Here is a 22938-nt window from a genome sequence, read left to right on the forward strand (position 1 = left end):
TCACATCATCGGCTATGAAAAGTTAAGGGCTGTAGTTTTTAACGATTTTACGAACGATGGGGGTTGTCGGGTTCAGACATGGCAGAAGCCGCGGCGTTAAGGTCCGCCACGGCTGCCTAGATTCACAGGCTGCCTGAATCTGAGGGGGTTACCAGTACATTCCGGTGTACATGAAGTAGCCGATGGACCCGATACAGATCGGAATGCCGTATGGCAGGAGCAGCATGCGTGGCTTACGCTCTTTGGCGATCGCGGCCAGCTTGTTTGGATCGCGGATGGTTGACCATTCATTGAGAATGATCATCGCGTTGACGGTGTGTTTCTCGAGATCGCGTCGCCAGAGGACCATGATGATGGCCATGATGGCACCGACGATGACGGAGGCACAGAAGGCGTACCAGGTGACGATGGCACCCAGCCAGGCTCCGATGGCGGCCATCATTTTGACATCGCCTGCTCCCATGCCGCCGACGGCATAAAGAGGAAGGAGAGTCAGCAGGCCGACGATCATGCCGACGAAGGCCATTTGAGCGCCGTCCCAGCCGAATGCGAAGCTGTTGTAGACGAGGCCAGCGAGAATCATGGGATACGTCATCCAGTTGGGGACGCGTAATTGTCGGCCATCAATCCAGGCCGCCCAGATCATAAAAATAGTAACGAGCTTAACTTCCCAGTGATCGAACAGCAGGTAATTCCAATCCATTATCGACGTCCTTTCGAAATCGTTTGAGGGGAGAAACGGTCCTGGAACAGGTGAAAATGTTGTTTATGTACCCTGGATGGTTGATGGAGTCTGCCATGCACAGGCCTGATCGTGAGGAGAGTCATCGAACAGGTGAGGGCATTGCAGAAGCCGACGAGTTTCAACGCGTTGTCAATGTGAACAGCATCATCACACCGCTGACGATCGCGATCGGCATGACCTGGAAGAATTCAAATGGCAGCCAGAAAGGGAACATGGAAGTTTTTCTTATGAAATGGTGATCAGGAGTTGGAGAAGGTGCAGGTCGCTAAGAGACCGCGAAAAAAATCCACCGGGCGGTTGCCCACCCGGATGGATTTGAAAGCAAAGGCTGACCGGGGAAAAATTAGGTCAGAGCGTCGCGAACGGCACCGAACTTGGTGTTGGCGTTTGTACCGATGGCTTGAATTGCCGTCAGACAGACGACAACGATCAGAGCCAGCATGACAGCGTATTCAACAGCTGTTGGACCGTCTTCAGAGACCAGGAAATTCTTGACGTTGTTGAGCAGAGTGTTCATGAAAATAGCTTTCTCTCGATGTTTTCCCACAAGCCCGATCGACCCATGATCTGACTTATGTTTGTTTTCTTAGCAGGCCCGTCCGAGGAACTTCGCTCGGCTCAGTCAGTGTTGGTCTGCTGCACAAACCTAGAACACAGACAGACGCGGTCAAATTGAATCTGGCCAATTTGCGAAAAAGTCAACGCGACCGCAAAACTCACTCTCGTTTACCTATTTGAACACGAGAATTGACGGTTCGATTGCAGCGATTAGAGCGTGCATAGGAGCATGTGCACGCCGCGAAACGAACGGTTAAGCCTATTCAAACGGCTGGTCGGAATTTTGGGGCGCGAGGGTTTTTAGAACAGCAAGAAACTCGGTGTAGCTGTTCACGCCGAGTACCCGTGAGAGCGAATTTGCGTCTCGAAACGTTCGCGCGATCTGGGCAGAGATTTCCAGTTGTACCGAAGGATCTTTTAAGGGGGTTAACAGCAGGAAGATCAGGTGGGCTGGCTGACCATCGGGCGCATCGAAGCCGATGCCTGGCTCACTTAAGCCGACGGCGACAACAGCGGTCGATAGCTCGTCTAACCGAGCATGGGGAAGCGCAATGCCGTTACCGATCCCGGTCGCAGCGACGTTCTCTCTGGCCCAGGCAAGCTGGACGATTTTATCGCTGTCCAATTGGTGTTGTTGCGAGGCTGCGACTGCCAGTTCCCGGATCGCGTCATAGCGAGTCGTCGCGGTGATATCTTTAATGAAGAGCTTGGGATTCAAATGGGGAATGAGTTGTTTCGGTTGACGGCGTCGAAGTGCCCACCGAATCAGGGGGCCACTGATCGCTGATGTTCCGATCGCCATGACGACAAGGGCGACGAACAAATCCTGTTTGATAATGCCTGCCTCGAGTGCCAGCAGGCCGAGGATGATTTCCATGGCCCCGCGGGCATTCATGGCAAACGCGATTGCCAGCGAGTCTTTCGGTGTAAATGCGGCCCATTTGGCAGCAATCAGGACGCCCCCGATCTTTCCTGCACACGCGATGACAAAAATCAGGAAGACCAGAGTAGGATCGAAATGGGTTAGAAAGTTAACGCGTAAACCAATACTCGCGAAAAACAAGGGGGCAAAGATAAAGGAGACAAACTCATCAATCAGCGCGCGAGTCCGCTCCTGTAAGTGAGAGGATGCGCCTAATGCGACACCTAGTAGAAACGAGCCGAAAATGGCGTGAATCCCGATGTATTCGGTCAGTGCAGCGGAGAACAAAGCCAATGTCACTGCAAAGCCGAGTACGCCGCCCGGCCAATGAGTGTACGCTTGCAGGACCGGGAGGATGCGGTGAATCAGCCATCGTCCCACGGTCAGCATGGCTGCTGCGAACAGCAGCGTAAAGAGGATAATCAAGAGAGGCGGGAAGCCTGCGCCGTGTGTTCCCATCATCCCAAGGATGATGGCGAAGATCGTCCAGCCGATGACGTCGTTAAAGATGGCCGCGCTAACAATCAGCATTCCAAGATCGGTACGATAGAGATTCAGATCCATCAACGTCTTGGCGATGACAGGAAGTGCCGAGATCGACATCGCGGTGGCGAGGAAAAGCGAGAAGATCAGGTTGTCCGCATCTGCTTGTTGTCCAAGGACTTGTGGCATGGACATGGCGCCGAGAAGCCCGACAAGAAATGGAATGAATGTTCCGAGCACTCCGATCTTGAGCGCCGAGCGGCCTTGCCTCCAGACGATCGAAAGGTCGACTTCCATCCCTGCAACAAGGAGGAAGAGAACGATGGCCAGGTTTGAAATGGCATCGAGGACTACGGCATTCGGGCCTTCGGAGGGAAACAGCCAGCCTTGAGTTCCGGGAAAGAAGTGGCCAAATACTGTCGGGCCGATTAAGACTCCGGCGATCAGTTCGCCGAGGACCGCCGGCTGGTGAAAGCGCCGGGCGAGTTCTCCCAGTGCACGCGCGCAGCCGATGAGCAGGCCGAGCGCCAGCAACATGACGGTCAGGCCTTCGGCGTTGAGATGATGCATGGAGAAATCATATTCTGGGTCAGTGTGGAATTCGCAGGGCAGGTGAAAGCGTACTTGAAATGAGTCGGCAAAAGAATACAAACTTGCGTTGAGAGGTGAAGAGAAAGTTCTGTTTGAAAACTGCATGCACACATGTGGTGATGTCAGTGAAAACACTGCCGCTAGTTTGTGCGTTTTATTATGTCTGAACTGTATGTATAGATTATGATGCTCGAATTCGCTGCATAGTTAGACTTTAGTAATACATTAGGGGGTGGAATATTTGCATTATTTTGCTCAATTCGCACATTCTGTATCAACGGATATTGATGTTTGGGGAAAATCGAGAAAATAAGTAAAGTCTCGCAAAACGAACTGGTTTCGTCTCACATTGCTCGTTTAGCATACTAAGCGTACAGAAAGAGGGCTCGCGACAAGCTTCCCAAGGTTTCTGCAAATAATGTCTACACAACTTATACTCGATAATCAGAGCCAGACGATAATGCCCACCATGATGGTCAATGAGGCAGCCCCACGGAGCCTGCTGGTGGATCCGATTTTCTCAACGGAAGCAATTCTACATCTCGATAAATTTCTCCCTGGTCAAGATACGGAGCCTCAACCTTTAGAAGGTCGAAAGCTCCAAGTCCGCACCAGCGAGATGGGGTGGAATTTTTCCCAGTCATTACTGACAAACTTCCCACTGATCGTGACTGATCTGGGGTTTATCGCCGTCTGCTACAGCAGTTCGTTTCTGCTTGGTGCTGCGATTCAGCCTGCAGAGGTCAGTTTGCATCAGTATGTCTGCTACCTGGCGATGATCGCGCTTGGTTATCTGCTGATGACATGCTTTCTGGGGGCCTGGAAGACGACGGGTGTCAGTCCTGTTGTTGAGCTCAAGAATCAAATCGTTTCGATCGTTTCCGCCCACCTTTTCGTTATCTCTTTGAAAGGGATTCTCGGAAACGTGTCGATGGCTGAAATGATTGCAGTCACTGCCAGTACTCTGATGTGCTGTGTCGTTCTATATTTTGCTCGATCAGCGGTCAGGTTACTTCTCGTTCGCCAAAGCTGGTGGGGCGAGCGTCTGGTCGTCGTCGGTGCAGGAAATGAAACCAACGCTGTCCTGCGGTTCCTCGACCGCTCAGCTCACCGTGGCTTGAAGTCCATTGGTGTGGTTGACTCGCTGGAAAACTTCAGCCGACTCAACATTGATCCGGCCCAGTATCTCGGCAACCTGACCGATTTGTGCACGATCATGAAAACGCATCGAGCGACATGGTGCATTGCATCGTTGCATGATCGCAACCCGGAAGATCTCAAGCAAATTCTGCATGCCTGCGACGGCATTCCGAATGTCGTTCTGCTGAATAACAAACTGATGCTGCCGACACTCTGGTCGCAGTTTTACGAGTGTGCTGGTTTGTCTGGTGTTCACATTCGCAACCAGCTTCTTTCGCCGGTCATGCGAGGCTTTAAGCGTCTGTTTGACCTTGTCGTGACGTTGTCTGCACTGACTGTCGCTGGCCCGCTGATTGGTGTGCTTGCAGTCATGGTCAAGATCTGCTCACCTGGCCCCGCGTTCTATTCCCAGGGGCGAGTTGGCCGAGATGGCCAGATCTTCCGTGTCTGGAAATTGCGTAGCATGGTTCCGAATGCTGACCTGCACCTCCAGAAGTATCTGGATGATCATCCAGAAATGAAAGCCGAGTGGGTTAAAGACCACAAGCTGAAGAACGATCCGCGTATTATTCCTGTGGTTGGCAAGTTCATCCGTGCGACGAGCCTTGATGAGCTTCCACAGTTGTGGAATGTCCTGACTGGTGAGATGAGTGTTGTTGGACCTCGTCCCATTGTTGACTGTGCGAACTACGATGCCAAGTACATTCAGGATCACCCAGGTGAGTTCGGCCTGTACTGCAGCGTTCGTCCAGGAATTACAGGACTGTGGCAAGTCTCCGGTCGCAACTTGACCGTTTATGAAGACCGCATCCGCATGGATGCCTACTATGTCCGTAACTGGTCACCCTGGCTGGATTACTTCATCATGCTGCGAACCGTGCGAACAATTCTGTTCCGCGAAGGTGCTTACTAAAGCCTCGTGATGGTCTGCTCCCCTGCTGCTGAGAGTCAATCAGATTGGCTGATCGACTCTTGTGGGCGCGGTAGGGTCATGATGAATGTCGAGCCCTTGCTGATCTGACTTTGTACTGTGATATCGCCGTTGTGCAGGCGTACCACTTCTCGTGTGAATGACAGGCCCAGTCCGCTGCCTGTGACTTCTCGTACCTGATCATCATCGCTGCGGAAGAACTTGTCGAAAATTCTGGGCAGTTCTTCGCTGGCGATCCCGATTCCTGTGTCTTGAATTTCCAGACACAGGCAATGCTCCAAACAGATTGCTCGAAATTCAACGCGACCGCCGGTGGGTGTGTATTTGGCTGCGTTGCCTAGCAGGTTGATAAGAGCCGAGGCGACTTTGTCTTTGTCGACGGAAAGAGTCGGCAATTCTCGGGGGAACAGATTGATGAAGTCAATCTGACGGGACGACATGAGTGGTCGCACTTTATCGCAGACATCGAGCAAGAATGGCAGCATGTCTGTTTGGCGTCGACGAAGCATGAGGCAGCCGGCTTCCATCCGGCTAATATCGAGGAGTTCATCGACAAAGCGTGAGAGTCTCATGGCTTCGGATTTGATGACGTGACAGAAATGTTTCTGTTGATGCAGATCAATCGAATCGTGGACCGTTAATGTCTCTGCGTACGCGATGATGTTTGCGAGCGGTGTTCGCAGTTCGTGAGTTGCTGTACTCAGGAAGTGATCACTGTCATTCTCGCTGCGTTTCTGCTGGGTGATGTCGCGAACGGTGATCAGGGTTCCTGCGTTGCTCTGCAGTCCCATAACTGGGCGACGAGTCATGTGAATGTATTCAAAGATCTCGCCGCATCTGACTTCTAAGACGATTGAAAGCGAATCCTCGTGTTTCCATATCATTTCTGCGTCCTGTCGATCTGCCTGGGACAGGAATGGTTTGATCGCATCGAAGAGCCTATCGGTTGTTGTCAGCGAGACACGCTCGAGGATCAACATCTGAATGAAGGCGGGATTGTGCAGCAGAATCTGACCGGTGTGATCTGCGTAGGCGATTCCATAGGGGAGTTTATTGAAGAGCTCAGAGTGCAGAAGTTCTGACGGGCTGGGTTTGCCCGGCGCATGTTCTCGATGATGCTCTTCTTGAGGGATCAAATCTTTCATGCCAAGTGTCATGCGATCCCACAGCGTGTTTGTCGACTCGACGGTTCGAGTGGGGTGAACTGCGTTCAATGAATGTGCTTCTTCGCGGATGAATGCTTCTATCTGAGATTCGATGAGATCGATCGGCGAGATGATCGAACGAAGCATGCGAGAAAACGTGATCGTGAGCAGCAGGATGATACTGATCAGCAGCGGGCAAAGCAGGGACGTCTGGACCGACGTCGGCTGATAGACACTGAGGTAGCCAATCAAGCCTATCCCGACAGACGCGAAGACCCCCATCATGATGATCAACATCATGAGTTGTTGTCTGGTTTTCTGGGGGATGATGCGATCCACCGCTCTTAGTTCTTTTCTAATGCTGTCGTGGCGAGTTGACTCACTGACGGGCATTGGCTTTTCAGTATTATGCAGGGGTTGCAGAAGCCGTCAGTTCGTTCACCAGGGCCATCAATTCAAGAGGGCTGAATGGTTTCGGCAGGACGTTGGCGATTCCAAGTTCTTCGCGCAGACGGGTCGCATCGAGTTCATAGCCTTTTGCCGAACAGATGATGACGGGTGTCTGTGCATAGCCGGGGAGTTGTCGCATTGCCTGGCAGATTTCTTCTCCGTTCATTCTCGGGATCTGATAGTCGAGGAGCACGACTTGAAAATCCTGCGTCTGCATCATTTCCAACGCCTGGAATCCGTTCACAGCCAGTTGAGCCTGATATCCATGATGGCGCAGGTTGAAGACCATGACTTCCCCCATCACGCGGCTGTCTTCGATGACGAGTACCTTGGCTGCCATGGTTGACTTCTTTTTATGAACAGGAGAAACGCAACTTTTCAGGACAGAGCGCAATGGTGACCATGCGCGTCATGTCACATGAAAAGATAGGTTGTAAATGGGCAACGAATCGTCGGAATGTGAAGACTGGTCGTTTGATGGCTTGTTGTGGAGTAAGAAATCTTATTGGTAACGGTCATGCGGATTGTGATGCGAGTCATCGGTCGAGCGGTTGAGGTGATCTGCGATCTCACGATGGTTGTTGCGACAGGGAAATGAATCCAGCCCCTGCATAATCGTCATGACGTTCCTATCTGATAAATGTCAGGTCGGCTTGGATCGTTTCTGTCGACGCGAGGTTGAAAACAGCCTGTGGCGGTCTTGTTTGGCCTACCCTTACTTCGGCTTGACTCCAAACAGATTTACGACCGTCTGCGCCATGGTGACACTTTAACTATGAGAACGCGCGGTGAAACAGGTGAAGCGATGCCGAATACTCATGCTGAATCCAGCGCCGTCAAGATTCTCGAACAGCTTCGACGAAGCTTCTTGACACCGTTTGAAATCTGGAAACAAGACAGCCAGGGACAATGGCTGTTAGAAATCGTACAGGATTTTAGTGCGACGCCATCACGAGAAATCAACATCGCGGGGATTCTCAGTGAGCAGGCGTCTTTCTCTCGAAACAGCCTGCTCCACTGCCAGAAATCAGGGGCGAGGCTGATTCTTGTTCCCATTCCCGGCGAAGCGAACACGACGGTGGCTGTGGGGGAACTCAAAGTCGATGAAGCAGGGATGGTCGATCAACTGGCCAGCCAGGCGTTTGCCAATTCCGAGAATCTCAAGCGACTCAATTACCAGGGCGAATGTCTCGATGACTTCGTCCGCCAAGTCAGCGAGAACTTTGAAGAGATGATCTGGCTGCGCCGGTTTGCCGCTCAGATGGTTGTTTCGGAACAACTTGAACTCATGGAAATGGCTCGTCCGAACCTTGATGCGCTGCGTCGTATCGTGAATGCAGAGTGCGTTGCGATGCTGGTGAATCGAGACAGCCATCATGTGACATCGTCTTCGGAAGGAACGGGGAGTTCCTATGAATGCGTCATGTCGGGACCACCATTTGATCATGCTGATCTCTGGAATCTGGTCCAGAACTATCGTGATGAAGCAGACATTCAGCCGTATGTTCGGAATGAAACGAGTCCGGGGGAATGTCCGGAATCGATTCGGTCGTTTCTGATCGTCTCAGTCGCAGTGAGTGATCGTAGTTTTGGCTGGATTGTTGCTGTAAACAAACTGTCTGCATCGACTCGACGCAAAGAATCTGGCGCATCGACGAGTGAGAATGAGTTCGGTACCCAGGAGGCTTCTCTCATCGAAGCCGTGGCCGCGATTATGGCGGTTCATGCGTCAAATACCGAACTCTTCCGACAGAAAGACCAACTCCTGATCGGCACGATTCGCGCGATGATGCACGTCATCGAAGCGAAGGACCCGTACACGCGGGGCCATAGTGACCGCGTTGCGAGAATTGCAAGACGCATTGCACAACAACTCAAGCTTTCCAATCGACAATGCGACCAGATCTACATTTCTGGTCTGGTCCATGACATCGGGAAGATTGGTGTTCCTGATCACATCCTCAATAAACCAGGTCGTTTGACAGACGACGAGTTCAACGAGATTAAGAAGCATCCGCGACGCGGCTTCAAGATTCTTCGTGCCCTTGAGCAGATTGAAAACGTCCTTCCGGGGGTTCTCTATCACCATGAAGCCGTTGACGGGACTGGGTATCCCGAGCGTCTGAAAGGGGATCAGATTCCTGTCGTTGCGAAGATTCTGGCTGTTTCAGATGCCTATGATGCAATGACCAGCGATCGGCCTTACCGCAAAGGGATGGAACTCAGTCGCGCGGAAGAAATTCTGATGAACGGAGCCGGTCAACAATGGGATCTTCAAGTCGTCAAAGCCTTCTTTGCTGCTTTGGATGACATTCACGAGATTTGCGATTCCATCGACAAGCGTGTCGAAATGGCTCCGGAAACTCCCAGTTATGAGCAGAGCTATCAGCTGGAATCGCCGACGACGTTTGGGGAGACATTACGAAACGCGGTGATCTCCAGCAGTCGACATTGACGGGCGTGTGAGGTAACAGAAAAAGGGCGAGTGAGGATTCTCACTCGCCCTTTTTTGTTGATCTGCTTCGATGCGTTATCGATTTGTGGTGGAGACCTGAGGTGAGGGGGTTCCAAGCTTCAAGTCAGGGTTTTTGGCGGTCACTCCTTCTGCGATTCCGATCAGCAGGTTTGCTTTCTCGGTCGGCGAGGTCGACATGCGGCTGACGTCGTAAATGAGCTTGGACTGGTTGTCTCCAATCAGGCTGTAAAGTGAGGTTACCAGACGCGCTGCTTCTTCGCGAGAATTGGTATCCTTGATGCTGTCGATCCATTTCAGGCCATCGTCGATGCGTTTCTCCCCTGCTAAACGCGAGCCATAAACGCATGCCAGCATCATCGTTTCTGGTCGGGTCAGTTTTTGATCGCGTTTATCGCTGGAGAATGTGGTGAAGAGCTCGCGGGCAGTCGCGACTTTTCCCCCCTTCATGATGGGCCGAAGATTCAGCTCCATGGTCCAGACAAGATCCAGCAGGGGGAATGTGCGATTCGCGCTGAGTGTTGCGTAGAACTGCTTGAGGCTTTCGTCGTTCTTGACGTATGCGATGGCATTTAAGGCGGGAGTCAGACGCGAGTCAATCAGGTTGACTTGCGACTGGTCGCCTCGCATGTTCTCTTCGAGAATGGATCGAACAAGCACCTGCGCCTCATCAAGGAGGGCCTGGGAGAGCATCGCGATTTCAAATTCGCGCGTCCGCTGTGACAGAGCATAGATCTGCCCCAGATTCTTGCGATACGTTGTGAAGGCTGAGTTCACATCAGAGGCGTTGTTGATATTCAGAAGGCGTCCCAGATCCTGGCGAACAGCAGGGGTGCTCTTCTCCATGTTCTGATACAGCGAATCAATTCGAGAGAACGACGGCATGGTCAGGTTCGCCATTTGGACGGCCTGACGGACCAGCGCGTCGTATTGATCTCGTTTTTTGAGAACCAGGCAGCAGCGCGCCAGGTTACTGTAGGCTCCTGCGGCTGGGAGAGTCGTCTTCTCGTGAGAATAACTGCGTCCTTCGTAGACGCCCTTCATGTCGTCTCCCGCTTCGGATTTGGGGAGTTCGATTTCTTTCAGAAGAGCGGATGCCTTGTCGTAGCTGGCCAGAGATGTCTCGTCTCGTCCCATGTAGTGCTGAACAAGGGCAACACGCGAGTGAATGAAGGCCTGTTCTGCTTTTGGTCGTTGTTCAACCAGCGGCATCAGTTTCGCTTGAACCTGAGACTTCTTCGCTGGATCCTGAATCAACTCGGCTTCGAGCATCATGCCGGCCAGAGAGTGCATCTGCGTCTCTTCCGACCTGAGGAGATCAAGCCATGGCAGCGCCTGATCGACCATGCCTCGGGAGACCAGCGAGCGGCTGACTGCGGTTGCCTGCGGGAAGGGGTCGACCAGAAGAGGACGCCATTCCCATTCACGCCAGAGGTCGAATGTGTTGTTGGCACGAATGGCGACCAGCCAGGAGGCCAGCAGACCTTCCAGAGACGTGTCTGTGAACTTCCTCAAAAACTGCATCGCCTTCTGCTGCTGACCTGCAGCGGCGAGGCGCGATGAATACTCGATCGCTGTGATATTGGATTCAAAGCCGTATGCAGGCAGCAGGTCGCTGATGCTGATGGCCTGATTCAGGGCGGCGTCGGAAACGCTGGTATTGTTTTCTTTCAGCGCCTGCCAGGAGATCGAGATCCATGGGCTGATTTCCTGGAACTTCAACTGCTGCTGAAGCTCGGTAATTTTCACCACGTTCCTCTGGGCAGCAGCAAAATCGCCGGCGAGCGCGAAGCCACGACCAGCCAGCTGTCGGATCGTTGTTCTGCGAGGACCTTTTTCGTCATACGAGACTTCCTCGATTTTCTTGAGGACCGTTTCGACTTGTTGGGGCGGAGTCAATTCCGGGATGAGATCCTTTGGGCCTTCCCCGGCCTTAACGGTATCTTTGGGTATGACCACTTCCGTTTGTTTTTTGGCAGCAAAGGGATCTTGCTCAGGGGCTGGTGGTGTTCGAATGAAGAAATACCACCCTGCCCCGGCTCCGCTGGCGGCGGTTAGCATGACGAGGAGAATGATGACGTTTGGTGTCAGGAAGCTGCGTTTCTGCGGTTTGACCTCGACCTCGACCTTGGGAGGTGCAGGGACGATGTAGGCGGGGACCAGGCAGTCAGGGTTGTAGCATTTCACCTTCTTGCCGATGAGTTTCTCAGGAACGAACCCGACCTTTTCGCACATCGGGCATTTGACCTGATACAACGCCCCTGCCCCGGGCCTGGCCTTGACTGGGAACAGCTTGTCGAGTGATTCCCCTTCGAATTCAAACGGGTCGTTCGACTTTGGTTTGGTCGGAGGTGATGCAGGTGGTGTGGCAGCGGAGGGTTTGCTGCCGATCGGTCGGGCGGCGTTCGTCGCTGGCGATTTGGAACCGGCACCGATGGGAGCGGCTGCTGCTGGGGGTTTCCCGGTTGGCTTTGCGGACGTGATTGGTTTGGCAGCAGGGGCAGGTTTTCCAGCTGACGGCTTGGCCGACATGGACGTACCGCAGAAAGGACAGTCTTTGGCATCGTCATCCAGGACTGACTGTTTACACGAAGGACAAACCCGAAAATCCATAAATAAGCTCCACTCCAGGCTGCGATCACGCAGGAAGGATGTGTTCAATCACATAGACGTTAGACAGGATAAGTGAAGTGCATCTTAGCGGACAGGACTGCGGCGGGACTACCGAAATTATACGCATCGGACGGCCGTTTGTGGGAAATCTCACGGACATAGACTCACGTTTGACCATATTTTATGGAGACGGCGGCTCAACGTCAGAAGTTCCCGTCCTACATTCGTTTTATTCGGCTCAGATTTTTGACTGACTGCGAGGCCGTCCGTCTCGATTTGGGGCGCGGACGATCGATTCAATTGACTGTGTCAATTTCGGCAGACGGGGCTGATTGACAAATGAAGCGGTCTGAATGACACTGAACCGAATTTTCGCCGGTATGGTTGTCGGCTGTTTGAGTGCCGCTGCACAGGCGTCAGGGATTAGAGGTTGACGATGGACCCGTACGATTATCAGGCCCGCATGACACGACGCCCTATGGTGAAAGTTGCGGAACTCCAAAAAGAGCAACGGCTCAAACACGTCATTTTCGCGGATCAGATCGATCGAGGCCTGATCGAACACCTCTGCGGCGTTGCGGATATGATTCGCACGATCTCGAAGACAAAAAAGGGCAGCCTCTATCTGACCGACCTGCTGCCTCACAAGCGGGCGATGATGTACTTCACTCAGCCATCGACCCGGACGTTTCTGTCGTTCATGGCTGCCTGTCAAATTCTGGGGATCACGTGCAACGAAGTCCGCGACAGGAACACATCTTCGGAAGTCAAAGGTGAGTCGCCCTTTGATTCGATCCGCATGTTTTCGAGTTACTTCGACATCATCATCATGCGTTCTAATGAGAAGACGTTCGCAGAAGGTTGTGCTTACCTGATGAACGATCTGGAGTCGAGTGGCCAGCGTCATGTCCCAATCGTCAACGGCGGTTCCGGTTCCGAAGAACACCCGACGCAGGCGTTGCTCGATATCTATACGATGACCCGGACGTTCCAGTTTTCTGATCCGAAAGACTCATTGAAATGGAGTCGATTTGATGACTTGCGTAAAACGTATCCGGGGCTGACGAAAGGTCTCGATAACAAAGTGTATGCCTTCTGTGGCGATATTGGACGGGGGCGGACGGTTCGAAGCTTGTGCAAACTGCTCACGCAATACGATGACCCCACTCTGATCTTCATTGCCCCTGAGATCCCCTCACTGCGGCTGAGTACGGAAATGCGGGACTCGCTGACCGCTGCGGGGGCGAAAGTGATCGAGGTGTCATCATTTGAAGACCTCGTCAACGGCAAGCCAGTGATCGAAATGATCGACTGTCTTTACATGACGCGTATCCAGAAAGAACACAATAACCCCGTTGATGCGGAGTTACTTCAGACGATGGACTTGTCGCGCTACTGCCTGACGCTGGAACTCGTCAATCGGATGAAGCAATACGCCCCGATTCTCCACCCGTTCCCACGCGACTCCACCTTCGGAGAGATCCCTCCGGAAATCGACACGAATCCGCGTGTCATGTATTTCCGACAGGCCCGCAATGGGATGTGGATTCGCGCTGCGTTGATTGCTTATCTGTTCGATGTCGATAGTCGCATCCTGAACCATTTCCGCGACTATTATCTCAACCCGATCATCGTCTGACGCAACATTCTTTAGCCCCCGCTGAGTCACCGGAGGGAGTACGCGCCGATATAAATCAGGCAAACAACCCCGGAATCACCGTCCCGCCATCGACGATCTTCAGCGGCCTTCCCTGTGGGCTCATCGTCTCGACGAGCGGGTTGACTTTCACGGCCTGGCAAATCGAGGTGAACAGGTCTGGTACGGTGATGGGGGTGTCTTTGATGTCGTCGCCGGCATCGTTTGTGGCTCCGATGACTTGCCCGCCTTTGACTCCTGCGCCTGCCATGAGCATGCTCCAGGCTTTCGGGAAGTGATCGCGCCCTGCTCGTCCGTTGATCTTTGGCGTGCGTCCGAACTCTCCCATCCAGACGACGAGCGTCGAATCGAGCATGCCTCGATCCTTGAGGTCTGCGACCAGCGCCGACGTTGCAGGATCGACGCTTTGGGCTAACTGGCTTACGCGGGCGTTATTATTGTCATGCGTATCCCAGCCGTTGACGCGGACTTCGACGTAAGAAACGCCTGATTCCACCAGTCGACGTGCCAGCAGACAGCCGCGACCAAAGTCGGAATCGCCGTATTTGTCTTTCAGCGATTGAGGCTCGTCATCGAGTTCGAAGACTTCTGTCTTGGGGCTGAGGACAAGGTCGCTCGTTTTGCTGTAGATCTTCTGATGATCTTCGACAAGCTGCCCTGCCCCTTTGCCGGCGAAGTTCTGTTCCAATTGAGACAGCAGGCCCAGGCGTCGTTCGTAACGAGTCGGTGGTGTCAGCACAGTCATGTTGGCTGGCGGAGTCCCCGGACGATCAACGAAAAAGGGATCCAGGCTGACATCCAGGTATCCTGATCCTGCTTCAAAACCACGCCCGATGCTCACAACTGATGGCAGGTCAAACGACGGGTCTGCGATCTCCCTGGCGATGTTGGCAGCCAGCGACGGGTGCTTCAGTGAGCCGGAGGGAATGTAACCGGTATGGAGCTGGTAGCTGGCGCGACGGTGATTTCCTTCCTTGTTGGTCATGCTGCGAATGAGCGCGAAGTCGTGCATCGATTTCGCCGTGTTCTCCCAGCCTTTGGCAAACTGGACTCCGGGAATCGACGTGTCGATGACGTCCGTTCCGCCTCCGTTTTCGTGACGCGGCTTGGGGTCAAAGGTTTCAAACTGACTGGGCGCCCCTGCCATCCAGAGCATGATGACAGCACGATGCTGCTTGCGAAGTTCCGCGGCCTGCAACGACATCAGGTCTGAAAACGACAAGGTCCCCGCCGCCAGAGAAGCAGCCGACACGGTCTGGAGAAATCGTCGGCGCGACATCCGGGCGTGATTGAAAGAGATCGATTCATGAAGAGATGTCATCATAGAAGTGACTCATTACATTTCCCTACTCCCTTGAGGGGAGCGGTATTAAGTTCCTTCTCCCTTGAGGGGAGAAGGTGCCCGAAGGGCGGATGAGGGTGGGCGCTAGGCAGTCGTCGATATTCATTCTCTAAGCGGCGTCAGACATATTCTTCATGGCCGCGTGATAAACTCCGTGCTGTTAATCAACGACCACAACACATCCTCGCAGGCCTCGCCTTGATGAGACGCGGTCGAGAGATACTGCGTCATGAGTTCATACTCGCGATCAGTCGGCTGACGGCTCAACGCCAGCAGGAAGGCTTCGCGAACGTAATCGCGGTCAGCGGGATACTTGCTTCTGAGCAGGCTGACAGGAGATGTCGGCGAGCCGTTGGTGATTTTATGGACTTGCGTCGAATTCATCATGAACAGTGACTGCGGGATATCGAGTGGAATTTCATCTTGTGGCATTGAGGGATCGACGTTGTAGAGGTTGGCAAACTGATCCTGGGGATCGCGAGACATCATCATCATGCCTCCGCCACCCATGCCAGAGTTGCGAGCGGCTGCCATCAGGTCCGAGCCATAGACCTTCGCCAGCGAGTTATAGATCTGCTCACCACGCAGACGGACGGGAATTGCAGACGCAAAGAGCACTTTCTCGCGGGTTTCATCAACCTTACAAATTTCGCGTTGATAGGCTTTGGTTCGGGTGATGACGCGATCGAGCCATTGCATGTTGTATTTGTTGGCCGTGAATGCCTTCGCCAGAAGATCAAACGCGGCCGGGTGGCTCACGGGATTCAGTTCGCTGAGATCGTCGATGGGATTGACGAAGCCATGTCCCATGTACAGACTCCAGACCCGATTCACATAGGCTTTGGCAAACAGCGGATTGTCCTGGCTGGTGATTGCCTGGGCGAGCGTCAGGCGACGCGCTTCGTCGGTGGCGCCAAATCGCAATTTGGCTTTTTCGGTCGTAAACAAGGATGGTAAAACCAGAGTCCCCTGGCTGCTGGGATCTTTCAGGTCGGGCATGAAATACTCGGCACGTCCGGTGAATCGCTTCTGTGGATGTGGCGCTTCACTGAGTTCCTTCGCGGTCAACAATCCATCTCGGTCCTTATCGCAGTGCTCGAGCAGTTCGGTGAAGTGTTCAGCGAATTTAGGGCGTCTGGCGGCTTCCTCTCGGCTGATCATGCGATCGCCGTTGGCGTCCATCAAGCGTACGAGCATGACCGGGTTACTAAGAATCGCGTTGGCAAAACTTTCTTTGAACTCATTCATCGCGACGACTTCAAAACGACGAGGTCCGTCATCACGATTGATCACGACTTTTGCTCGTCCGAAGTAGGCCGCCAGTTCGTGAAATTGTTCCCGCTTCCATTTCTCTGTCGGGTGATCATGGCAGTTGGCACATTCGATCTGCACGCCCAGAAAGATTCTTGAGACTTCCCCCGCGATCTCGGCTGCGTCGCCCTGATGCGCGAAGACGAGAGCCGTCTGGCCATTGGACTGGACATCTCCTGTGGCAGTCAGCAGATCGTGGGTGATCTGGTCCCAGGTGCGCTTTTGAAGAATCTGTTTGGTCATCCAGTTTTTGAACGACGACTGAAAGACCTTGGCCCGATCATCGGTCGCTGCAAAGTAGATGACGGTCTTCCAGTAGCTGGCGAAGTTCTCTGCATACTCTGGCGAGCCGACGAGGCGATCGATCAATTCGGAACGTTTTGCCGGATGCTTACTTTCGACAAAGGCGGCAATCTCTTCGGCTTTGGGTGGCATGCCTGCCAGATCAAAGTAGGCGCGACGCAGGAAATCCTCATCGGAAATGATCTGCGAGGGCGTGGTGTTTTTCGCGATGAACTCAGCCTCAAGAAGCGTATCAATTTCCGCAGCGACCGCGTCAATATCATGTAAAGAGCCGACGATTCCCGTCGCAGCCGGGGAACGGGATGCGATCGTCAAGGTTATGAGTAACGCGGTCAGAAGCGTTCGAAATGCGTGCATTGATGGTCCCTGCGTGTGCGTCATTTCAATCACGGTGGTCGCTGACAGATCAGAGGTTTGATCGGGTTGCTGAGTGTGGAGAGACCGTCGTTTCATGGACTGCGCGTCTCTGTGTCATCGTCCAGGAAATGTCATCAGGAGCAGGAATCTCTCTTCTCCGATTATAACCCACGGAAATTCCACAGAGTTTCGCAGAACTTCCACGAACCCCCAGATTTCACAGGGAGTTCGCCCTGAATGCCTCTTTCAACTGATAAGCAAATGTGGCGATCACCAGTTTTTGCTCCAGGCCGGAAAACTGGCACGGCATTGGCTATTTATCGTTCTGAACTTCCTTAGACGCGCGGAAAAGGGGTGCCTCGGCCTCCCTGATCGATTACACTAGATAAACGTGATGACAATAATTGAAATCCTAATCACTGTGCCTGCTAAGGATTCCTGCAGGCGGCTATGGGGCGTCTCTGATGAGACGCTGGCTCATTCAATGATTGCGAGAGGACGGAGCGGGCCATGCTCCAGGTCGGACCATTCGCGGGCCCGCCCTCATTTCGCAGACAACCAGGAGTAGACAACAACGATGTACATCCAGCTCGTCAGCATGCACGGACTGATTCGGGGACAGAATATCGAAATGGGACGCGACGCCGACACCGGTGGGCAAGTCCGCTATGTGATTGAACTGGCAAAGAATCTCGCGGAGCAGCCCGGCGTCACGCAAGTTGACCTGTTTACAAGGCGTTTGAAAGACAAAAGAGTTACTGCTGACTATTCCCAGACATTCGAAGAACTCGGCCCCAACTGTCGCATCGTGCGTCTCCCCTGCGGGGGTGGACGTTATGTCCGGAAAGAAAAACTCTGGTCATTCCTGGATGAATTCATCGATCAGATGATTTCATTTACCAGACGCCAGGAGAAACCGCCGACGGTCGTTCACGGGCATTACGCCGATGCTGGGTATGTGGCTGCGGAAGTGGCATCGGTCTTCGATGTGCCATTTGTGTTTACAGGGCATTCCCTGGGCAAACCAAAGCTGGAATACCTGGAAAGCGTTGGCTGGACGCTCGAAGAGGCGAATCAGGAACTCAATATCGAGAAACGCATCCAGATCGAGCAGGATTGCCTGTCGGTCGCGGATCTTGTCATTACGTCGACCCGACACGAACGAGACGACCAGTACAAGAACTATCACAAAGATGAGACACTTCGTTTTGAGATCATTCCGCCCGGACTGGATCTGGCGAGATTCTTCCCCTACTACGAATATGAACTGGCACCTCACACAGTCGATGAACGCTTCAAGCAGGCGCGGATGCGCATGGTTCACGAGCTGCGGCGCTTCTTCTTCAATCCTGATAAGCCGTTGATTCTTTCGCTGTGTCGTCCCGACCGTCGTAAGAACATCCAGGCGCTGATCAAAACTTATGGGGAATCGAAGGAGCTGCAATCGATTGCGAACCTCGCTGTTTTTGCAGGGATTCGCAGCAATATCGAGGAGATGTCAGACAACGAGAAAGAAGTTCTCACCGACATCCTGATGATGCTCGATCGCTATGATCTTTATGGCAAGATGGCGATCCCCAAGCAGCACGACTCTGAGTTCGATGTGCCGGAGCTGTATCGTCTCACGGCGAGCGGACGCGGGGTCTTTGTTAACTCAGCCTTTATCGAGCTGTTCGGGCTGACGTTCATTGAAGCCTCTGCAACCGGACTTCCATTCATTGGAACAAACGACGGTGGCCCCAAGGACATCATCGAGAACTGTGAATGCGGCATCATTCTCGATGTCACCGACCAGGAAGCGATGACGAAGGCCATGCTTTCCACGCTGACGAATCATGATCAGTGGAATACGATGTCTGCTAATGGCATCAACAGGGTGCGCGAGCATTACTCGTGGGACACTCACTGCAAAGAGTATTTGAAAGCCCTCTCAGAAGTCGTTGAGACGTACGAGCCAGCTCCGTCAACGGGCGTCTCGGCCCGTTCGCTGGGGAATCGCCTCGAAAACGTCAAGTACATGCTGATTACTGATATCGATAACACACTTCTGGGCGATGACGATGCGCTGACCAACTTGTTGGATCTGATTCACAGGGAGCGGGGGCGCATTGCGTTTGGAGTCGCGTCGGGGCGGTCTTTGAACCTGATTCTCGAGGTCCTTGAAAAGTACAACATTCACGAGATCGATGTCATCATTTCGTCAGTCGGTTCCGAGATTTATTACGGTCGAGATTGTCAGCCGGACAAAGGCTGGGGCAGCCGACTGCGTCACAAGTGGTATCCCAATCGTATTCGCGATGCACTCGCCAATCTCCCGTATCTGTCCCTCCAGACCGGGCCGGGTTCGCAGCGCGAGTTCAAAGTCAGCTACAACCTGGACGACCACGTCACGCCTTCGGAAGTCATGTCCGAAATTCACACTCACCTGGATAAGACGCGCTCAGCCTATTCGCTGATCCATTCACACGGGTCGTTCGTCGACATCCTGCCTCACCGAGCCTCGAAGGGGAAGGCGATTCGTTACCTGTCTCAAAAGTGGCATCTGCCACTGAGCAATATCGCGGCCTCGGGCGACTCCGGCAATGATTACGACATGCTGACCGGGCAGACATCGGGCATCGTTGTGGGTAATTACGATAAAGAACTGGAGAGCCTGCGCGAGAACGGCCAACGCTGTTACTTCGCCAAAGCCAACTATGCGGCGGGAATCCTCGAGGGCCTGAGACACTACGGGATGATTTAAACCTCGTAGGGTCCGCTGTGCGGACCATGTATTCGCGTCATTGTCTGAACGAATGAGTTCCCGTCAATCAGGAATTGAACGCCCATTGATGGTCCGCACAGCGGACCCTACGGGATCGTTCTAGCTCCATTCTTTTTTGTCCAATTCATGATCCTGATCGTCATTGTCAGGTGGCAGTTTGCCGTGTGCGTGGCTTGATGGTTCATCCGTTGGTTTTGATGGGTCGAACAAAGAGGCTAAGACACCGACAGCCAGGATCGCGGCAATGATTCCCAGAGAGATCTCGTTGGGAATGTGAAAGACCCCGGAAAGCAGCATCTTCGCTCCGACGAAAGCCAGCAGGAACACCAGCGACATCTTCAGGTAATGGAACTTGTCCATCATTCCTGCGAGGGCGAAATACAAAGATCGCAAGCCGAGGATCGCGAAGATATTCGAGGTGAAGACGATGAACGGATCGGTTGTCACGGAGAAGACCGCAGGAATCGAATCGATGGCGAACATGACGTCGGTGCTCTCAATCAGCAGCAGGGCGACAAACATCGGAGTCGCAACACTCTGGCCATTCTCCTTGGCGAAGAAATGGTGACCGTGGAAGGTCTTGCTGACACGAATCACACGTCCTAGCAGTTTGACAAACCAATTTTCATCTGTGTCCAGCGTCTCATCACGAGTGACGAGCATTTTGACTGCAGAGAAGATGAGCATCGCGCCAAAGACATAGATCAGCCATTTGAACTCGGTGATCAAGGCAGTTCCCGCAAAGATCATGATCGCTCGAAGGATCGCGGCTCCCAGGATCCCCCAGAACAGCAGGCGGTGCTGGTAACTCTGAGGGACTCGGAAATGACCGATGATCACGGCCATCACGAAAATATTGTCGATCGACAGGCTGTACTCGATCAGGTAGCCGGTGAAGAACTCGATTGCGGCTTTCTTCCCTAGTCCGCCCCCCTCAACCCCTGGCGGGTGCATGAGGCCTTGTTCGTAGAGATAGTAGACGACTCCGTTGAAGCACAACGCCAGCGTGACCCAGACGCAGGTCCACAGCAGCGATTCTTTCAGCGTGACCACATGGTCGTTACGGTTGAAGACACCCAGATCCAGGCCAATGAAGAACGTGATGAGAACAAAGAATCCAATCCAAATCGCGACTTCCATGGAACAATCGTCTTCATAGCGAGGGGGAGTGTGCGGCTTTATCCCGCTGAATCGGGGTCACACGATAAGCATAAGAACGATGGGGTCGTCATGGAAGCCAATGTCGGCGCGAAAAAAAATGCCGGAAGGGACTTTCGTCCGCGACCGGCATGTCATTGATCGAAATCAATGGCGAATCAAAGACTAGCGCTTGGCTTCGCCCTTGGTTGGCTTGGTAGCTGGTTTAGAAGCTGGCTTTGAAGCTGGTTTAGCGGCTGGTTTACCTGCCATGGTACGAATTCCTTTTGTACTGAAACTTGCTGAGAGTTGAGTCAATCCTTTATCGACTCATGCCAGAACACTATCGCACCGGGCGTGCCAAACGTGAGAATTTCGAAAATCTGAGACCAGATCTGGCGATTTTCGTACCTTTGGGATATAGAACGGCCTGAGCCGTTGATAAAAATTACAAAAACGGCTTTGTCCGTCGATATTTTCGGTAGAACCTGCCGAATCGGATCGGCAGCAAATTCCGAATATCCGTTTTCATCGTGATAACCCCCCTATGCTGATTCAGGCGCTGCTGCTCATAGAAGACCGACAGGTCAAAAGACGTCTGACCGAACTCCTCAAAAAGATGGATGCGCTGACCGACGCCATCCGCTCCCAGGATGAACTTCTTCGTCGCATCTCGCGGGAAAGCAGCGACCTGATCCTCATCAGCCGAAGCCTCGTGAGCGCGGATCTGATGCAGCAGATCCACGAATTGCCGGAGAATCCTGATGTTATCGTCGTCAGTGACTACGAAGATCCCGAGGAACGTGCCCGACTTCTCGCAGAGGGTTGTGTCGCAGTCCTCTATCAGGATTTGCAGACAAGCTCGATGCAGAGTGTTTTGAGTGCGCTGGTTTCTCGTCGACGAGAACGAGCGATGGCGCGGATTGATGTTAGCACTGCGAATCTCAATCAGGCTGCACTTTCGGATTTTGTTTCCGAAAGTGAAACGATGCGGACCTTCATGACGGTCGTGAAACGGGTCGCGACCAGCAATACGACCCTGCTGATCCTGGGGGAGACGGGTGTCGGGAAGGAACGACTGGCTCAAGCGGTCCATCATGAGAGTCCGCGTAACAGTGCACCGTTCGTTGCGGTCAACTGCGCTGCATTGACGGAATCGCTGCTCGAGAGTGAACTGTTTGGTCACGAGGAAGGGGCTTTCACTGGCGCGACTCGTTCGCGTCGAGGATGTCTGGAGCTTGCCCATAAGGGAACCTTATTCCTGGACGAGATCGGCGAGATGCCGATGCACCTGCAGGTAAAGCTATTGCGCGTTCTTCAGGAACGCGAAGTCCAGCGTGTCGGCGGCGAGCGCCCCATTCCGATCGACATCCGCCTGATGGCTGCGACCAACCGGGATCTGCAGGACGAAGTTGACGCCGGGCGGTTCCGAAAGGATCTCTACTACCGGCTCAGTGTCGTGTCACTTCACATACCGCCTCTGCGAGAGCGACGAGAAGACATTCCCTCGCTGGTGGAAAGCTACATCAACTTCTTCCGCACCCAGATGGCGCACAACGCGGTCGGGATCTCAGAGCCGGCACGGGCTGCGATGACCCGCTACGACTGGCCGGGGAATGTTCGGGAACTGATCAACGTCGTCGAACGGGCGATGCTGTTATGTCGGGACTCGGAGATTCAGCTCACGGACCTGCCCGTGGAGATCTGCGGGGCGGGCGAGACGTTCTCCAGTTCACCAAACTTACTGTCGGTCTCGACGCAGGAGAGTATCGAGCGGTTCTTGAAATCGGGCTGGCTGGAAAAGCCGCTGGAAGAAGTCGTGGAAGCCCTCGAACGGGTTTACATCGATCAGAAGCTACGCAATTGCTGTGGCAAAGTTGGCGAGACGGCCACGCAAGCGGGGATGGATCCGCGCGTTCTCTACATGAAAATGAAGCGTTTTGGCATGTCGAAAGAAGCCTACAAAATAAAGCGGGGCGCCTGATAAGACGCCCCGCTTCTGGAAAGAGTCAACTG

General features: G+C 53.4%; 15 protein-coding genes. 6 read left to right on the forward strand and 9 right to left on the reverse strand.

The window, feature by feature from the left end:
* Positions 1-148 precede the first annotated feature (148 nt).
* Positions 149-703, reverse strand: a complete 555-nt coding sequence (locus SH248x_RS00495) for an A24 family peptidase (protein WP_459556548.1) — start codon at positions 701-703, stop codon at positions 149-151.
* 95 nt (positions 704-798) lie between these two features.
* Between SH248x_RS00495 and SH248x_RS00500 the strand changes: the two genes are divergently transcribed.
* The gene (locus SH248x_RS00500) at positions 799-984 is read left to right on the forward strand and encodes a hypothetical protein (protein WP_459556549.1); all 186 of its coding nucleotides are present in this window, start codon (positions 799-801) and stop codon (positions 982-984) included.
* A 104-nt stretch (positions 985-1088) separates the two neighbouring features.
* On the opposite strand, the gene SH248x_RS00505 is transcribed toward SH248x_RS00500, so the two are convergent.
* Together SH248x_RS00505 and SH248x_RS00510 are read right to left on the reverse strand one after the other, a co-directional pair.
* Positions 1089-1262 (reverse strand): Flp family type IVb pilin, encoded by a 174-nt coding sequence (locus SH248x_RS00505; protein ID WP_459556550.1) that lies wholly within the window; start codon positions 1260-1262, stop codon positions 1089-1091.
* A 300-nt stretch (positions 1263-1562) separates the two neighbouring features.
* Positions 1563-3278, reverse strand: coding sequence for a cation:proton antiporter domain-containing protein (locus SH248x_RS00510; RefSeq protein ID WP_459556551.1), 1716 nt, complete (start codon positions 3276-3278; stop codon positions 1563-1565).
* 481 nt (positions 3279-3759) lie between these two features.
* Between SH248x_RS00510 and wbaP the strand changes: the two genes are divergently transcribed.
* Complete coding sequence (wbaP, locus tag SH248x_RS00515; RefSeq protein ID WP_459556552.1) at positions 3760-5352, forward strand: undecaprenyl-phosphate galactose phosphotransferase WbaP; 1593 nt, start codon at positions 3760-3762, stop codon at positions 5350-5352.
* Between the two features lie 35 nt (positions 5353-5387).
* On the opposite strand, the gene SH248x_RS00520 is transcribed toward wbaP, so the two are convergent.
* Together SH248x_RS00520 and SH248x_RS00525 are read right to left on the reverse strand one after the other, a co-directional pair.
* Positions 5388-6854, reverse strand: a complete 1467-nt coding sequence (locus SH248x_RS00520; protein ID WP_459556553.1) for an ATP-binding protein — start codon at positions 6852-6854, stop codon at positions 5388-5390.
* Between the two features lie 67 nt (positions 6855-6921).
* On the reverse strand, positions 6922-7305 hold the full coding sequence (locus SH248x_RS00525) for a response regulator transcription factor (protein WP_459556554.1): 384 nt from the start codon (positions 7303-7305) through the stop codon (positions 6922-6924).
* A gap of 465 nt (positions 7306-7770) precedes the next feature.
* Between SH248x_RS00525 and SH248x_RS00530 the strand changes: the two genes are divergently transcribed.
* Positions 7771-9420, forward strand: a complete 1650-nt coding sequence (locus SH248x_RS00530; protein WP_459556555.1) for an HD-GYP domain-containing protein — start codon at positions 7771-7773, stop codon at positions 9418-9420.
* Positions 9421-9495: 75 nt separating this feature from the next.
* Here SH248x_RS00530 and SH248x_RS00535 read toward each other — a convergent pair whose 3' ends face one another.
* Positions 9496-12051: a flagellar basal body-associated FliL family protein gene (locus SH248x_RS00535; protein ID WP_459556556.1), complete on the reverse strand. Its 2556-nt coding sequence runs from the start codon at positions 12049-12051 to the stop codon at positions 9496-9498.
* Positions 12052-12487: 436 nt separating this feature from the next.
* Here SH248x_RS00535 and SH248x_RS00540 point away from each other — a divergent pair, with 436 nt between their 5' ends.
* Positions 12488-13690, forward strand: a complete 1203-nt coding sequence (locus SH248x_RS00540; protein ID WP_459556557.1) for an aspartate/ornithine carbamoyltransferase family protein — start codon at positions 12488-12490, stop codon at positions 13688-13690.
* Positions 13691-13745: 55 nt separating this feature from the next.
* Here SH248x_RS00540 and SH248x_RS00545 read toward each other — a convergent pair whose 3' ends face one another.
* Positions 13746-15032 (reverse strand): DUF1501 domain-containing protein, encoded by a 1287-nt coding sequence (locus SH248x_RS00545; RefSeq protein ID WP_459556558.1) that lies wholly within the window; start codon positions 15030-15032, stop codon positions 13746-13748.
* Between the two features lie 150 nt (positions 15033-15182).
* Positions 15183-17117 (reverse strand): DUF1549 domain-containing protein, encoded by a 1935-nt coding sequence (locus tag SH248x_RS00550; protein WP_459556559.1) that lies wholly within the window; start codon positions 17115-17117, stop codon positions 15183-15185.
* Positions 17118-17598: 481 nt separating this feature from the next.
* On the opposite strand from SH248x_RS00550, the gene SH248x_RS00555 reads away from it, so the two are divergent.
* Complete coding sequence (locus tag SH248x_RS00555) at positions 17599-19764, forward strand: HAD-IIB family hydrolase (protein WP_459556560.1); 2166 nt, start codon at positions 17599-17601, stop codon at positions 19762-19764.
* Between the two features lie 120 nt (positions 19765-19884).
* On the opposite strand, the gene SH248x_RS00560 is transcribed toward SH248x_RS00555, so the two are convergent.
* Positions 19885-20925, reverse strand: a complete 1041-nt coding sequence (locus SH248x_RS00560; RefSeq protein ID WP_459556561.1) for a TerC family protein — start codon at positions 20923-20925, stop codon at positions 19885-19887.
* Between the two features lie 544 nt (positions 20926-21469).
* On the opposite strand from SH248x_RS00560, the gene SH248x_RS00565 reads away from it, so the two are divergent.
* Positions 21470-22906 carry a sigma-54 dependent transcriptional regulator gene (locus SH248x_RS00565; protein ID WP_459556562.1) on the forward strand — a complete coding sequence of 479 codons (1437 nt, stop codon included), beginning with the start codon at positions 21470-21472 and terminating at the stop codon, positions 22904-22906.
* Positions 22907-22938: the final 32 nt, after the last annotated feature.

It is taken from the genome of Lacunimicrobium album (assembly GCF_052161635.1).
Lineage (GTDB): Bacteria > Planctomycetota > Planctomycetia > Planctomycetales > Planctomycetaceae > SXPC01.